Origin of the sequence: Rhizobium sp. P40RR-XXII, from assembly GCF_012641405.1 — a bacterium.
Lineage (GTDB): Bacteria > Pseudomonadota > Alphaproteobacteria > Rhizobiales > Rhizobiaceae > Rhizobium.
In genome coordinates, this window is the sequence record NZ_JABAII010000010.1 from 95187 (window position 1) to 108507 (window position 13321).

Consider the following 13321-nt stretch of genomic DNA (forward strand, 5'->3'; position numbering starts at 1 on the left):
GTTACGACCAGAGCAACGCCGCATTTGAGGAGCGCTTCCGAACTCATGTCGCTCGTTCGTTCGTAACAGATCGCCCTTTCGATCCGTCGAAGTAATGTTTGGATCGTCAGCGAGCCAATTCCGGGAGACATTCGGTAACAAAACGGGTTACTTCCGCGGCGAGCTCCATATCTTCCGGAGATCCTGAAAATCCACCATGCGGCATCGCCTCGAACACATGAAGTTCGACCGGGGCTCCCACGCGTCGCAGCTTGCGATGCAATCTCACCGCGTTGGAGAGGAACAGGTCGCGCGTTCCGCTCTGCAGGAATATCGGCGGAAACGCGGCCGACATCTCTCCGAACAGCGGCGACAAATACGGATGCGTCAAGTCGGCGCCGCCTGCATAAAGCAGATTGTTCGACATGAGGGGATTGGGAAGCACGACATCGATGGTGCGGTTGGTTTGAAAGCTGTCCCCCGATTCCGTCAGATCCAACTCCGGGGACAACAAGACGACGCCTGCCGGGAACCGCAGGCCTTCATCGCGTGCCCGCAGGATGGTGGCGAGGGCTAGATTGCCACCGGCCGAGCGACCGCCAAGTACGACGCGATCGGCCCCATAGTGATCGATCACGTGCCGATACACCGCCATGCAGTCGTCGAGTGCTGCCGGATAGGGATGGTCCGGTGGCATCCGGTAGTCGATACCGTAGCAGGTCATCCCGAGCCGGTTTGCTTGCAGCCGTGCGCTCTCACGACAGGCATCGCCACCACCGAATACGAGCGCGCCGCCGTGCAGGTCGATGAAAACGCAGTCTTTGAGCCGCGGGCTTTCTGGTAACACAACATGGACAGTTGCTGTGCCCAGGCGCCGCGTTTCGATCTCGGTGCTTGTTTCATTCGTCGCTGCATTGAGAGCCGCGGCGTAATGGGCCTCGGCTGCGGACTGCAACTGACGCCAAGCTGCCCGATCGTTTGGTGCCGGTATTGGATAAAGCGCATTGAGTGGTGTGCCGTCATATTGTGCGGCTGCGCGCAGCATGGTCTGCGCTTCCTGACTGATCGACGTTGGAACAGGAATGATCCGTTCGCCGACGTGTACACCTTCCACGGGGGAGAGATTCTGTTCGTTCTTCAAGCGGGCACTCCTGTTCACACGTGGTTTGGCGTGCAACTACCCGAACCAACGCAAATGACCCACGCCGACAGACGCAACGGTAGGTCGGCAGAATCGATCGTCCACATCACGTTGAGCTCGATGATGTGGGTTCTGGCTGCTGCCAATGAGGAAATGTCACATAGGCGGTCACGGCGCCCGTCTCATGAGAACGGATGGTCACCTTGTCGCCTTTCTGCATTGCAATGATCTCGCCAGGCCCCGCTGTCTGCGATCCATGCGCGTCTGAGACAGTTATGTTTCCTTCCAGGACGATCATCGTGTCGTGTACGGCCATGGTCTCTTGCAGAACCTGGTTCGGGCCGTAGCGCCCGAACCCGATGGTGACTGGCCCGCCGTGGCGCTGGTCGAGCAGGTTGCCGGTGAAGATCTCACCTTCCTGCCCCGGCGAACGTTCAAACACTGCGTCGGCAATGGCGAATTTGTAAACAGTCATGGATTATCTCCTGAAGATTGGAACCGCGAGAGATGGGTCGACAGCGTGACCACCGCGCGACTGTGGGATGACACGGTGGTCCGAATTGATGGAGCCTGCTATTTGGCGATGAAAGCCAGGAGATTCTCGTTCAGAACATCAGCGTTGACCGTCAGCATTCCATGTGAGTATCCAGGATAGGTCTTCAATGTGCCATTCCTGAGCAGTTTGACCGCCTTTGAAGCCGATGCCGCAATCGGAACGACCTGGTCGTCCTCGCCGTGCATCACCAAGGTCGGAACGGTGATGGCTTTCAGGTCCTCCGTCTGGTCGGTTTCCGAAAACGCCTTGATGCCGTCGTAATGTGCCTTGGCGCTACCCATCATACCCTGTCGCCACCAGTTCTGGATCACGCCTTCATGGACTGTCGAACCATCGCGATTGAACCCGTAGAACGGACCGGCGGGAACGTCTCGGAAGAATTGGGCACGGTTGCTGGCCAGCGCCGAACGAAAGCTGTCAAAGACCTCGATCGGTGTGCCTTCGGGATTGCTACCGGTCTTCAGCATCAGCGGCGGAATGGCAGCGACCAGAACGGCCTTGGCAACACGACCAGTTGGTTCGCCCTGCCGCGCCACATATCGCGCCACTTCGCCGCCGCCGGTGGAGTGGCCAACGTGGACCGCGTTTCTCAGGTCCAGCGCCCTAGCTACGGCAAAAGCATCGGCGGCGTAATGGTCGATGTCATGACCTTCGGCAACCTGCTCCGAACGGCCGTGCCCGCGCCGGTCATGCGCCACGACCCGAAATCCCTTCGATAGGAAAAAGAGCATCTGCGCGTCCCAGTCGTCGGATGACAGAGGCCAGCCATGGTGAAACACAATTGGCTGGGCATCCTTGGGACCCCAGTCCTTGTAGAAAATCTGTACACCGTCGTCTGTGGTCACGAAGCCCATATTGCGCTCTCCTTCTGATGATTTGAATGTGGCAGGTTCCTTGCCTCGCACGTGGCGCGGCCAAAATGTGAAACTTGCAGCAACGGCCGCTGCCGAGGTCAGGGCGTCGCGGCGACTGAGCGGCAAGTTCGGACTTAAGATACGAGGCATTGATGTGTCCCCCTGGCTTAATCAAATACGGGCGGGTTTGGCCGAACAACCCTTGTCGTGTTCCTATTGCGGTGTTGGTAAGAACGACTGGGGACGTACGGCGAAAGAATCCGGTGCTCTTTCCTACGAAAATTAGGGTTTGCAGGCCTGCTGGAAGACCTGCTTCCAAGCGCGGTCAGTACACTTGATGGCAGCTCGAGAGGCGGTTTGATAGGCCACTTGCGTGCAAAGCTGTGTCGCTGAAAGCGGAACGCCAAACGGGATCTGGCTCTACCGTCAATCCAGTGGGTTTGCCGAGCAGGATTCATCGTCGCAGGTCAGATACGGGCGCGGTGCCAAATATCTGTTTATATTCTGATAAGTTGAACACATGAGAAGAGATCCCAGATGCCGTTCGCCGCCCCTGGATAGCGCGCCGACCTCAATACCACCCCTGATCAACTTTTCCGCGGCTGGTTGCGCAACGAGCCGGCCAAGGCGGCATGCAGAACGGCAATCTGTCTTGCAGAGCGCGCGATGAAGCAATAGATTTTTTCCGCCAGCGGATAACGACTGGGTTCATCGCTCCAGATCAGCCACCGGCGCGCTGCCGAACATGCTCTTGTACTCGCGGCTGAACTGCGATGGGCTTTTATAACCCACCTCATACGCCACGCGCGACACATTGGTGCTCCCGCCGGCAAGGAGCTTCTGCGCCTCAAGCAAGCGGATATGGCGTTGAAACGCAAGCGGGCTGAACCCGGTGACTTCCTTGAAATGCCTGTGAAAGCTCGTGACGCTCATATGAGATGACGCTGCCAGTTCAGGAATGTTGACAACTTCGCTGTGATTGATGGCGAGCCAATCGGCTGCCGCCTTGAGTTGCTGGAAACGGTCGTTCCTCTGGTTGACCTGTCGAAGCGTATCGCCCATCGAACTCTGAAGCAGGCGATAATAGAGCTCGAATTCGTAATGCGGTGCCAACGCGCCGATATCGTCCGGCTCGTTCAGCAGCCCAATGAGGCGAGTGAATGCATCGCCGACCGCTCCGTCGAGATCGCCTGCGGCGACTGCGCACGTCCAGCGATCCTCGCGTTTGGGCATATCGAGCATGACGCGCGTCAAGATGCCGGCATCAAGATGAAGGCTTATGCCGACATAGGGGAGGTTGGCCTTAGCGCCGGTCAACTGGTGGCTATAGGGAAGACCGAAGGACGAGACTGCACAGGCTCCCGCTGTGAGCTCGAATCTATTTGCGCCCATGATCAAGACTTTGGTTCCCCGCAGGACCGCATAGAACATGGGTTCGAACACGGCCGGAGTGGGCGGCGTCACCCTTGTACTGGTCCAAAGCGTCAGCCGCGGAACAGGCGTGGGAAGGCCGACGGTTCCTCCCTGTTCCGGGATAAGCGGAGCGACATCGTTCAACAGGCGTGTGGTCGGCATCTCAAGGTCTTGCATCGTGTAAGCATGCAGCAATTTGGTAGGATCAGGCAAGTGTCTGGGAAAATCGGGAATGTTGTCTGCATCGTGACTGCCTATCTTGAAGCTTAACGGAAAGCCTGCCGGAGCGACCAGTGCCGAGGAATGGACCTCGACATCGGTAATACGGCGATAGAGAAAGCAAAGGGTATGATTATGCAGGAACTGGCTGGAAAGAATGCGCTCGTGACCGGTGGGTCGCGCGGCATCGGCGAGGCGATTGCGATTGCACTGTCCGAGAAGGGTGCAAACGTCGCGATAACGTACGAGCGATCGGTAGACAGCGCGGAGCGACTTGTCCGGACTATCGAAGGCAATGGCGGCAAGGCAATCGCGATACAAGCCGACAGCGCGGATCCTTCGGCCATCCAGCGGTCTGTGGACGAAACTGTGCGTGCGCTGGCCGGTCTCGACATTCTCGTCAACAATGCGGCGATCGCGCGATACAACACGATCGCAGATTTCACAGTCGAGGATATCGACGCACTGCTTGCCGTTAACGTGCGCGGGCCGGTTCTCGCTGCAAAGGCCGCAATTCCCCACCTCAAGAACGGTGGGCGCATTATCACCATCGGATCGGCGGGCGCGGATCGCATCGCAGGAGTCCCTGGCACGATCTACTACATGACCAAAGGCGCGCTCCAGGCATTTAACCGCGGCCTTGCGCGCGAATTAGGCTCCCGGGACATAACGGTTAATCTCGTCCAGCCCGGATCGACGAACACGGACTCGAATCCGGAGACGGGCGAATTCGCCGACTACCAGCGCGGTCTCAGCGCACTCGGTCGCTTCAACCAGCCAGAGGATGTTGCTGCTGCAGTCGCATTCCTTGCAACGCCGGCTGCCCGACAGATTACCGGCACCATCCTGACGGTGGACGGTGGTGCTCTCGCTTAGTCCATGGTGAAGGCGCATGGTTGCTTGACTGCAATCAGGCAACCTTCGTTTCGCCAATAGGCCACCCGCCGCATAAGTCGTGTTCCACTTTCAGCGACAGAGTTTTGCCGATGCTATGACTATTCGCGACAACTTCGCGACGATACCTCATTCAGGCAGAGGCGGCTCAACCAAGGTGAGCCTTTTTGATTGCTTCAAACGAGAAATCGGGAACGTGTTGGCATGGCTGAGGTGAGCTTGGGGCAGACGATTGGGCCGGCGGTCGTCCTGATGGGAGCGGCTGTGGTCGCGGTGCCCCTGTTTCGGCGGCTTGGTCTCGGCTCGGTTCTGGGCTATTTCGCTGCGGGAGTACTCGTCGGTCCGTCGGTCATCGGCCTGTTTGCTGATGCTGCGTCTATATTGCATTTTTCCGAACTCGGCGTGGTGATGTTCCTGTTCGTCATCGGATTGGAACTCAGACCCCACAAGCTTTGGGCCATGCGCGGCCAGATTTTCGGGCTCGGCCTCGTGCAGGTGGCGGCGGCGACAGCCGCCCTGTCCTTGGCGGGTGTGCTGGTCTTCGGCCTGCCTGCCACGGTGGCCTTCGTCGCCGGCGCGGGTTTCGTGCTGTCGTCGACAGCCGTCATCATGTCGGTACTGCAGGATCGTGGTGAGATTTCAAACCCGGAGGGCCAGAAATCCGTATCCATCCTTCTCTTCGAAGACCTGATGATCGTGCCGCTTCTGGCGGTTGTCGCCTTTCTGTCGCCACTCTCGCAGGGACAGTCGGGATGGGTGGATGTTCTCCTGGCGCTCGGCGCACTGCTCGTTCTTCTCGGCGTATCGAAATGGGGTTTGAACCCGTTCTTCGCCCTTCTGGCGCGGGCAAGGACCCGCGAGGTGATGACGGCCGGCGCGCTGCTGGTAGTGCTGGGGGCCGCTTTGCTGATGGCGGGTGCCGGGCTTTCCATGGCGATGGGCGCCTTCCTTGCCGGCGTGATGCTTTCGAGTTCGAGCTATCGGCACCAGATCGAAAGCGATATCGAGCCGTTTCGCGGCCTGCTCATGGGCCTGTTCTTCATGGCTGTCGGCATGTCGCTGGACCTTGCCGTGGTGGCGGCCGAATGGGGACTTCTGCTAGCTATGCTGACCGCCTTCACCATCGCCAAGGGCGTGGTGGTCTATGCGGTTGCCCGCCTGTTCGGCGGCTCCAGCTACCAGGCGCTGCACCGTACCTCGATGTTCCTGCAGGGTGGCGAGTTCGCCTTCGTCCTCTATGCTGCCGCAACAACCGGCGGGGTGATCGATCCGCGCGAAAATGCGCTGTTCACGACCGTTATCATATTCTCCATGGCGCTGACGCCGCTGCTGATGATCGCCGCGGATCGGTTGCTGCGCGGCGAAGCTTCGATGGAGGGTGTTGAGGCGGCGCGTGATCTCAGCGGAAGGGTGCTCATCATCGGCTTCGGCCGTTTCGGCCAGATTGCCTCGCAACTGCTTCTGTCGAAGGGGGTCAACCTTTCCGTCATCGACATGAACCCCGATCGTATCCGTGAAGCGGGGCGTTTTGGTTTCAAGGTGTTTTTCGGCGACGGCACGCGTCTCGACACGCTGCACCATTCCGGCGCCGGTTCGGCCGAGGCCTTGCTGATCTGCATCGACGATCCAAAGGCCGCCCTGCAGATCGTGGAACTGGCACAACATGAGTTCCCGCAGGCCAAGATTCTGGTGCGCAGCTATGATCGCGGCCATGCCGTGGACCTGATCCGCGCCGGCGTCGACTACCAGATCCGCGAAACGGTCGAATCCGCCTACAGGATGGGGGCGGAAGGCTTGCGCGCCCTGGGTTATGCCGAGCTTGACGTGGAGGAAGCGGCAGAGGACGTTCGTCGGCGGGACAATGAGCGGCTGTCCGAACAGGTGCAGGGAGACGCCATGTCCGGCATGGATCACCTGCATCTCGGACCCGTTCCCGAGCCGCTGAGCGGTGTGGCAGCGAAATAACGGAAGAGCGGGACGATGAACACGGTGAGGATTGCGATAGCAGGCTTCGGCGGAGTGGGACGGGCAACGGCAAGCTTGCTTCTGTCCCGGCGGGAGCGTTATCGCGACGTCTACGGCGCGGATATGCGGCTCGTGGCCGTCTGCGGATCCCGGTCCGGTGTAAAAAGCGCGGATGGACTGGAAGAAGAGCAACTTTCCACGCTCGAAGACGGGCTCTCGGGCCCGGCCTTCATCGAGGAGAGCGACGCTGATATTCTGATCGAGGCGGGGCCGAGCGATTTCCGCACCGGGGGGCCGGGGCTTGCCTATCTTCGTTCATCGCTTTCGGCCGGGCGTGACACGATCGTCATATCGAAGGGCGCGCTGGTTCATAGCGGGCGGGAACTGTGGGCGCTCGCCAAAGGCTCCGGCGCGATGTTGAAGCTTAGCGGTGCCGCCGCGGCCGCGCTGCCGACGATCGATCTGGTTGAGCATAGTCTCAAAGGCTGCGAGGTGCTCGAAGTCGAGGGCATTCTGAATGCCACGACCAATTATCTGCTCGATGCAATGACGACACGTAGGATCGGCTTTGACGATGCCCTGCGCGAAGCTCAGCTCGGCGGTTTCGCCGAAGCTGATCCACGCAATGACACCGAGGGTTGGGACACCGCTTGCAAGCTGCTGATTCTCGCCAATTTCGGACTGGGTGCTAATCTTACGATGGGCGATCTGACCGTGGCAGGCATCCAGTCGGTCACCGCGGAACGGATCGAGGCCTGGCGCGGGCAGGGGCTTGTCCCGAAACTCGTTGGCCGCCTTTGGCGCGAAAACGGTGCGATCCGCGCCGAGGTCGGCATCCGGACCTATCCGCTTGCCGATCCTCTCGCGAATATCCGCGGCAAGGACAAGGCGATCCGCATCGTCACCGATGCGATGGGCGAGACGCTCGCAATCGGGGCTGGAAACGAGCCGCTTGCGACGGCCGCGGCGGCCCTGAAAGATCTGGAACATATCCTGGCGGTAAGGATGGCCTGAAACCGGGCGATACAGCCACCGCGACCACTCAAGGCAAGAGGTCCCCAACGGGAAAGGAACAGCGCATGAAAGCTGCAGTCTATGACAACCCCGGTCCGCCGACAGTCTTGAGGTATGCCGATGTGCCCGATCCCGTCTGTGGGCCGCAGGACGTCCTGATTGCCGTCGAGGCGATTTCGATTGAGGGCGGCGACTTGATCAACCGGCGCTCGACACCACAGCGATCCTCTTGGATCGTTGGTTATGCGGCTGCCGGGACCATTGTTGCAGTTGGCGAAAACGTGAGGGACCGAAGCGTTGGTCAAAGGGTGACGGCCTTCGACATGCAGGGATCGCATGCCGAACTATGGTCTGTGCCCGCCTCTCGCACATGGTTGATCCCGAATGACGTCGGCACGGTGCAAGCCGCGGCACTGCCGATCTCCTTCGGGACGGCCCGCCACTGTGTCATCACCAAGGGCCGGCTAAATGAAGGCGAGACGGTTCTGATCCAGGCGGCCGCGGGCGGTGTTGGTCTGGCGGCCATTCAGCTCGCGCGTCAAGCGGGGGCGACGGTCGTTGCGGTCGCCGGTGGTCGCGAACGACAAGCGCGTTTGACCGCACTTGGCGCCGCGCATGTCATTGATCGATTTGAGCAGGATGTCGTTGGGGAAGCCCGTCGGCTGACCGATGGCAGGGGAGTTGATCTCGTGATTGACCCCGTTGGATCGACCTTGCAAGCCTCCCTTTCCGCGCTTGCCGTCGAGGGACGTCTTGTCTTCGTCGGAAACGCTGGCGGTGGCGGTCTCGACGTCGATCTCTGGTCGCCCATGCAGAACAATCAGACGCTTCACGGCGTTTTCATGGGGTCACTGTTCGAACGGCCTGCTGTGCATCGGACGGTTGACGAACTTCTGGAGGCCACTGGCGAAAGGCGGTTGGACGTGGTCATCGATCAGGTCTTTCCGCTTCGAGAGGCAGCAAGAGCTCATGAATATGCCGAAACGGCAAAGCCGTTGGGCCGCGTCGTGATGACACCCTGACGCGGAGGCATCGAAAAACTGATCTGGCGGCAGGAAAGCCGTTGGCATGGAACGGACCTCGTTGAGGAACAGTTGCCGCGAATGTCGATCTACCGACGGGTTTTGATGAGACCTTCTCATATCCGGCACTTGTTTTGTCGATCCAAGCAGCAGTGCGAACGAGCAAACCTTCTTGGCTTCGCGGCTTTCAACCTTTTTCCTGAGTTTCTGATACAGTTTCTGCAGGTCATCATCGGAGGTCGCCACGGTGCCGCCGGTCGATACGAGGCCGGCCACCGTCTGTTCGATCTCTCTCCGTTCAGCGAAAAGGACTTTTGTAGCCGAAGGCGCCGGCCATTGCTGCATGTATTGCAAGCCGGCTAGCGTTAATCGGTTTGATGCCCGCCGCTGCCGAAACACTCGATCAGCATTTCGGTCAGAACGCGGACCTTTCTTGAGGGGTGCTGTCCCGGCGGGCGAACGACATAGATTCCGGCCGGTGGCGGCGGATGATTTTTCATGACTGTCACCAGCGCCCCGGAATCCCGATAATCCTGGGTGAGGCCATCGGGGAGTGCGGCGATACCCAAACCGGCTGCTGCAGCGACGACAAGAGCCGCCCCGTTATCAGCCTTGAAACGGCCCTGCGGGCGAATGGTCAGGATCTTGTCGCCGTCCATCACCTGCCACGTTTCCATCCCCTGCATCAGCGCCTGATGTGTCACGAGTTCCTCCGGTGTTTCCGGGGACCCGTGGGCTTTGATATAGCCGGGACTGGCGACGTATTTTCCGTAAAGGGGGCCAACGCGTCTCGCAATGAGATTGGAATCCTGAAGTGTACCGACCCTGATCGCGCAATCAAACCCTTCCGCAATCAGATCAACGAAACGGTCGCTGTAGCTTGTCTGGATCTGCAGTTGCGGATGGCGCAATGCCATGTCGGCAAGGACAGATGCAAAGTGGGTGGCCCCGAACGACAGGGGTGCCGCAATTCTCAGGCGGCCGCTCAGTTCGCCAGCCGGCAGGATCGTATCTCTGGCGACATCGATCTCGGCGCTGACCCTGGCAGCATAATCACGGAAAGTGGCGCCCGCTTCCGTCAAGGAGGCCCCGCGCGTGGATCTTGCGAGCAGTTGCACGCCGAGTTCTGCCTCAAGCCGCGCAAGCCGCCGGCTCACCATCGACTTGGAAACGCCCAGCCTCAGCGCAGCGGGCGTGACCCCGCCCGCATCCGCTACCTCCACAAACGTCCGCAGGTCCTCGATGTCCATCTTGTGTTCCCCATTCCGCGACACTGTTCAGCACAAACGATGACTACCGCATCGAAATCGGGAATGACAAGGTTATTCCGCAGACGGCGCTTCGGAGGGCGCTCGCCCCTCCAGCAGTATCTCAATCAACCGCCAACATAGGATACAAGTATGACCTTTCGTAACGGCCTTGGCTCACTTCTTCGCCCCGAAGACTCCGTGCTCGTCATGATCGACCATCAGCCTTATCAGCTCGCAAACGTGAACAGCCACGATCCACAGGCGGTCGTCAACAACACCACAGCGCTTGCGAAAGCGGCAAAGGTTTTCAACGTCCCGACGATCCTGACAAGCGTGATTGCCGGTCGCGGCGGATTGCTGTTTAAGCACCTCACCGATGTGTTTCCGGGACAGGAGGTGATCGACCGCACGTTCATCAACACCTGGCAGGACTCGAAAGTGGTGGATGTGGTGAAAGCCACCGGCCGCAAGCAGCTCATCATTGCCGGTCTGTGGACCGAAGTCTGCGTTGCCATGCCGGCAATCCAGGCTGCCGGCGAGGGCTGGGACGTGACCGTGATTACCGATGCATCAGGCGGAACCTCGGTCGAAGCGCATCAGGTCGCGATCCAGCGGATGATGGGGGCCGGCATCAACATGATGACGTGGCTTGCGATCGCTGCCGAATGGCAGCGCGATTGGGCGCGTGAGGAGACCGCAGCGGCGCTGACGGACGTTATCGTCGATCATGCTGGCGGCAGCGGCATCGCCTATCTGTGGGAGCAGCAGCTTCTCAACACGCCCGTACAGGCGGCCAGCAAGGCCGGTCTGTAAAAGCCGACCGGGATGGCGGAATTTCGAATTGATGTTGCCGCGAAGGCCCTCAAGTCGGACCTCGCCATCCCCACTCAAGCATGTTTAATCGGACGCCAAAAGTGCCTGCGCCCATCGCGACGGCGGCGATCCGAGAGCGTCGATGAAACTGGCCTGGTAAGTACGGCGATAAACCGGCGAAATTTGGAAGGACCAAGCATGGAAATAGGTATCGATAGTTTTGCAGCCATTCTGCCGGATCCTAAAACGGGTAAGCTCCCATCGCCGACGGATCGCATGGCTGAGCTTATTGAGGAGGTCGTTGTCGCGGATCGCGTCGGGATCGACGTCTTCGGTATCGGAGAACATCATCGTAGCGAGTTTCTCGATTCCGCCCCTGCTATTATTCTGGCTGCTGCCGCCGCCCGCACCACTCGGATCCGGCTAACGAGCGCAGTCACGGTCCTGAGTGCCGCCGATCCGGTGCGTGTCTTCCAGGAATTCGCAACCCTCGATCTGATTTCCAAAGGCCGTGCCGAACTTGTGGTCGGCAGGGGGTCCTTCATCGAGGCCTATCCACTGTTTGGCCTTGATACCCGGCATTATGACGAACTTTTTGCCGAAAAGCTTGACCTCTTTCTCAAGCTCGGCGAAACGACAGAGATCACTTGGGAAGGCCGCTTCCGTCCAGCTCTCAAAGGGCAGGGGGTCTTTCCGCGTCCACACCAAGAGCGGCTTCCAGTCTGGATCGGCGCCGGCGGTTCGCCGGAATCCTTCGCGCGCGCCGGCACACTCGGTCTTCCCTTGATGGTGGCGATCATCGGCGGCAGCTTCGACCGCTTCCGGCCGCTTGTCGATCTCTATCGCGAAAGCGGTCAACGCGCCGGACATGATCCCGAGAAGCTCAAGATAGGCGTCCACGCAATGGGTTTTGTCGCTGAAACCGATATGGCGGCGAAGGATGCCTTCTTTCCCGGATGGGCGCATCTGACGACGAAGGTCGGTCGTGAGCGCGGTTGGTCGCCGCCCACGCGCCAGCAGTTCGAGATCATGGCGGGTCCTGGCGGTGCATTCCTTGTCGGCGATCCGAAAACCGTGGCTGCAAAAATGCTGCAGGCCAGTGAAACGCTTGGCGGCCTTTCGCGCATCACCTTCCAGATGAGCACCGCCTCTCTCGAAACAGAAGCGATGAAACAGTCGATCGAGCTTCTGGGCGCGGAGGTCGCGCCGATCGTCAGGACTGCGCGACAGGACGGGTAGCGATCGTGTCGCAACAGAGGAGTGCTGCATGGACATCGAAGATCTGCGGATATTCGTCGAGGTGGCCGATTCTGGAGGGATCACTTCGGCTGCGCGACGACTGGGGGTTTCGAAGTCGATGGTCAGTCGCGGCCTGACCAGGATCGAAGGTGCACTTGGTACGCAGCTTCTTGCGCGAACGACACGGGGAGCCGGTTTGACGGAAGCCGGGGTCCTGTTTCGGGACCATGCGGCAAGGGTCTGTGCGGAGATCGACATGGCGCGCGAGGCGGTCCTACCCGAAGGTGACCTCCGTGGGCGGTTCCGGGTGGCCGTTCCGCTGACATCGGGTCCGGTCCATTTCGCACCGGTTCTGGCCAAAATAGCACGTCAAAACCCGCAGCTTCAGATACAAGCCGACTACAGCGATCGGTTTGCCGACCTGATCGTCGACGGGTTCGATTGCGCGATCCGTGTTGGCGCCTTGCGTGACTCCAACCTGATCGCAAAACGGGTCGGCCAGATCTATGGCAAGCTGGTGGCGAGCCCGGACTATATCAGATTGCATGGCGCACCCGAGACACCGGAAGACATCACGTCTCACCAGGCTCTGGTTGGTGCGGAGACCTGGCGATTCATGGACGGCGACAAGATCGTCACCGTGCAGCCGCAAGGCCGCTTCAGGACCGACAACGGCATGGCGCTTGCGAGCGCAGCCGCCGAGGGACTCGGCATCGCCTGGCTCCCTGATTGTGTCACCCGTGACTATCTCGCGTCAGGGGTTCTCGTTCCGATCATGACCCGTTTTCCGCTACCGGTTGGCGGGGTCTATGTCGTGCGGCCTCCCAGTCCACATCCATCCCGGAAGGTGCGGGTTCTCTCGGAGTTCCTGATCGAATCCTTCGAGAATGACACGCATTGTTGGGACGTCGAGATGTGATGCCGCGACAGCGTGTTGCGTCTTCGGCGACACAGCGTAGCGC

The 13321-nt window shown here is 59.9% G+C and carries 12 protein-coding genes; 7 read left to right on the forward strand and 5 right to left on the reverse strand.

Going from position 1 to position 13321, the window contains the following annotated elements:
- Positions 1-106 precede the first annotated feature (106 nt).
- From HGP16_RS19875 to HGP16_RS19890, 4 genes are all read right to left on the reverse strand, one after another.
- Entirely contained in the window at positions 107-1120 is a 1014-nt protein-coding gene (locus tag HGP16_RS19875) for an alpha/beta hydrolase (RefSeq protein ID WP_246705578.1), read from the reverse strand.
- 106 nt (positions 1121-1226) lie between these two features.
- The gene (locus tag HGP16_RS19880; protein ID WP_168841734.1) at positions 1227-1595 is read right to left on the reverse strand and encodes an ethanolamine utilization protein; all 369 of its coding nucleotides are present in this window, start codon (positions 1593-1595) and stop codon (positions 1227-1229) included.
- 98 nt (positions 1596-1693) lie between these two features.
- Positions 1694-2530, reverse strand: coding sequence for an alpha/beta fold hydrolase (locus tag HGP16_RS19885; RefSeq protein ID WP_246703399.1), 837 nt, complete (start codon positions 2528-2530; stop codon positions 1694-1696).
- A gap of 708 nt (positions 2531-3238) precedes the next feature.
- On the reverse strand, positions 3239-4105 hold the full coding sequence (locus HGP16_RS19890) for an AraC family transcriptional regulator (RefSeq protein ID WP_246703398.1): 867 nt from the start codon (positions 4103-4105) through the stop codon (positions 3239-3241).
- Positions 4106-4297: 192 nt separating this feature from the next.
- Here HGP16_RS19890 and HGP16_RS19895 point away from each other — a divergent pair, with 192 nt between their 5' ends.
- From HGP16_RS19895 to HGP16_RS19910, 4 genes are all read left to right on the forward strand, one after another.
- The gene (locus HGP16_RS19895) at positions 4298-5038 is read left to right on the forward strand and encodes an SDR family NAD(P)-dependent oxidoreductase (protein WP_168841737.1); all 741 of its coding nucleotides are present in this window, start codon (positions 4298-4300) and stop codon (positions 5036-5038) included.
- Positions 5039-5260: 222 nt separating this feature from the next.
- Positions 5261-7021, forward strand: coding sequence for a monovalent cation:proton antiporter-2 (CPA2) family protein (locus HGP16_RS19900; RefSeq protein ID WP_168841738.1), 1761 nt, complete (start codon positions 5261-5263; stop codon positions 7019-7021).
- 15 nt (positions 7022-7036) lie between these two features.
- On the forward strand, positions 7037-8035 hold the full coding sequence (locus HGP16_RS19905) for a homoserine dehydrogenase (protein ID WP_168841739.1): 999 nt from the start codon (positions 7037-7039) through the stop codon (positions 8033-8035).
- A gap of 65 nt (positions 8036-8100) precedes the next feature.
- On the forward strand, positions 8101-9057 hold the full coding sequence (locus tag HGP16_RS19910) for a zinc-binding alcohol dehydrogenase family protein (protein WP_168841740.1): 957 nt from the start codon (positions 8101-8103) through the stop codon (positions 9055-9057).
- Positions 9058-9422: 365 nt separating this feature from the next.
- Here the strand turns inward: HGP16_RS19910 and HGP16_RS19915 are convergent, their stop codons facing one another.
- Positions 9423-10307, reverse strand: coding sequence for a LysR family transcriptional regulator (locus HGP16_RS19915; RefSeq protein ID WP_168841741.1), 885 nt, complete (start codon positions 10305-10307; stop codon positions 9423-9425).
- 150 nt (positions 10308-10457) lie between these two features.
- Between HGP16_RS19915 and HGP16_RS19920 the strand changes: the two genes are divergently transcribed.
- The 3 genes from HGP16_RS19920 (at position 10458) to HGP16_RS19930 (ending at position 13278) form a co-directional block, all read left to right on the forward strand.
- Positions 10458-11120, forward strand: a complete 663-nt coding sequence (locus tag HGP16_RS19920; protein WP_168841742.1) for a hydrolase — start codon at positions 10458-10460, stop codon at positions 11118-11120.
- A gap of 198 nt (positions 11121-11318) precedes the next feature.
- Positions 11319-12359 (forward strand): Atu2307/SP_0267 family LLM class monooxygenase, encoded by a 1041-nt coding sequence (locus HGP16_RS19925; RefSeq protein ID WP_168841743.1) that lies wholly within the window; start codon positions 11319-11321, stop codon positions 12357-12359.
- A gap of 28 nt (positions 12360-12387) precedes the next feature.
- Positions 12388-13278 carry a LysR family transcriptional regulator gene (locus HGP16_RS19930; RefSeq protein WP_168841744.1) on the forward strand — a complete coding sequence of 297 codons (891 nt, stop codon included), beginning with the start codon at positions 12388-12390 and terminating at the stop codon, positions 13276-13278.
- Positions 13279-13321 lie beyond the last annotated feature (43 nt).

Excerpts from the sequence above, each read along its gene's own strand:
- HGP16_RS19880 (WP_168841734.1), bottom strand. The coding sequence starts at position 1,595 with ATGACTGTTTACAAATTCGCCATTGCCGACGCAGTGTTTGAACGTTCG.
- HGP16_RS19885 (WP_246703399.1), bottom strand. The coding sequence starts at position 2,530 with ATGGGCTTCGTGACCACAGACGACGGTGTACAGATTTTCTACAAGGAC.
- HGP16_RS19890 (WP_246703398.1), bottom strand. The coding sequence starts at position 4,105 with ATGCCGACCACACGCCTGTTGAACGATGTCGCTCCGCTTATCCCGGAA.
- HGP16_RS19895 (WP_168841737.1), top strand. The coding sequence starts at position 4,298 with ATGCAGGAACTGGCTGGAAAGAATGCGCTCGTGACCGGTGGGTCGCGC.
- HGP16_RS19900 (WP_168841738.1), top strand. The coding sequence starts at position 5,261 with ATGGCTGAGGTGAGCTTGGGGCAGACGATTGGGCCGGCGGTCGTCCTG.
- HGP16_RS19905 (WP_168841739.1), top strand. The coding sequence starts at position 7,037 with ATGAACACGGTGAGGATTGCGATAGCAGGCTTCGGCGGAGTGGGACGG.
- HGP16_RS19910 (WP_168841740.1), top strand. The coding sequence starts at position 8,101 with ATGAAAGCTGCAGTCTATGACAACCCCGGTCCGCCGACAGTCTTGAGG.
- HGP16_RS19915 (WP_168841741.1), bottom strand. The coding sequence starts at position 10,307 with ATGGACATCGAGGACCTGCGGACGTTTGTGGAGGTAGCGGATGCGGGC.
- HGP16_RS19920 (WP_168841742.1), top strand. The coding sequence starts at position 10,458 with ATGACCTTTCGTAACGGCCTTGGCTCACTTCTTCGCCCCGAAGACTCC.
- HGP16_RS19925 (WP_168841743.1), top strand. The coding sequence starts at position 11,319 with ATGGAAATAGGTATCGATAGTTTTGCAGCCATTCTGCCGGATCCTAAA.
- HGP16_RS19930 (WP_168841744.1), top strand. The coding sequence starts at position 12,388 with ATGGACATCGAAGATCTGCGGATATTCGTCGAGGTGGCCGATTCTGGA.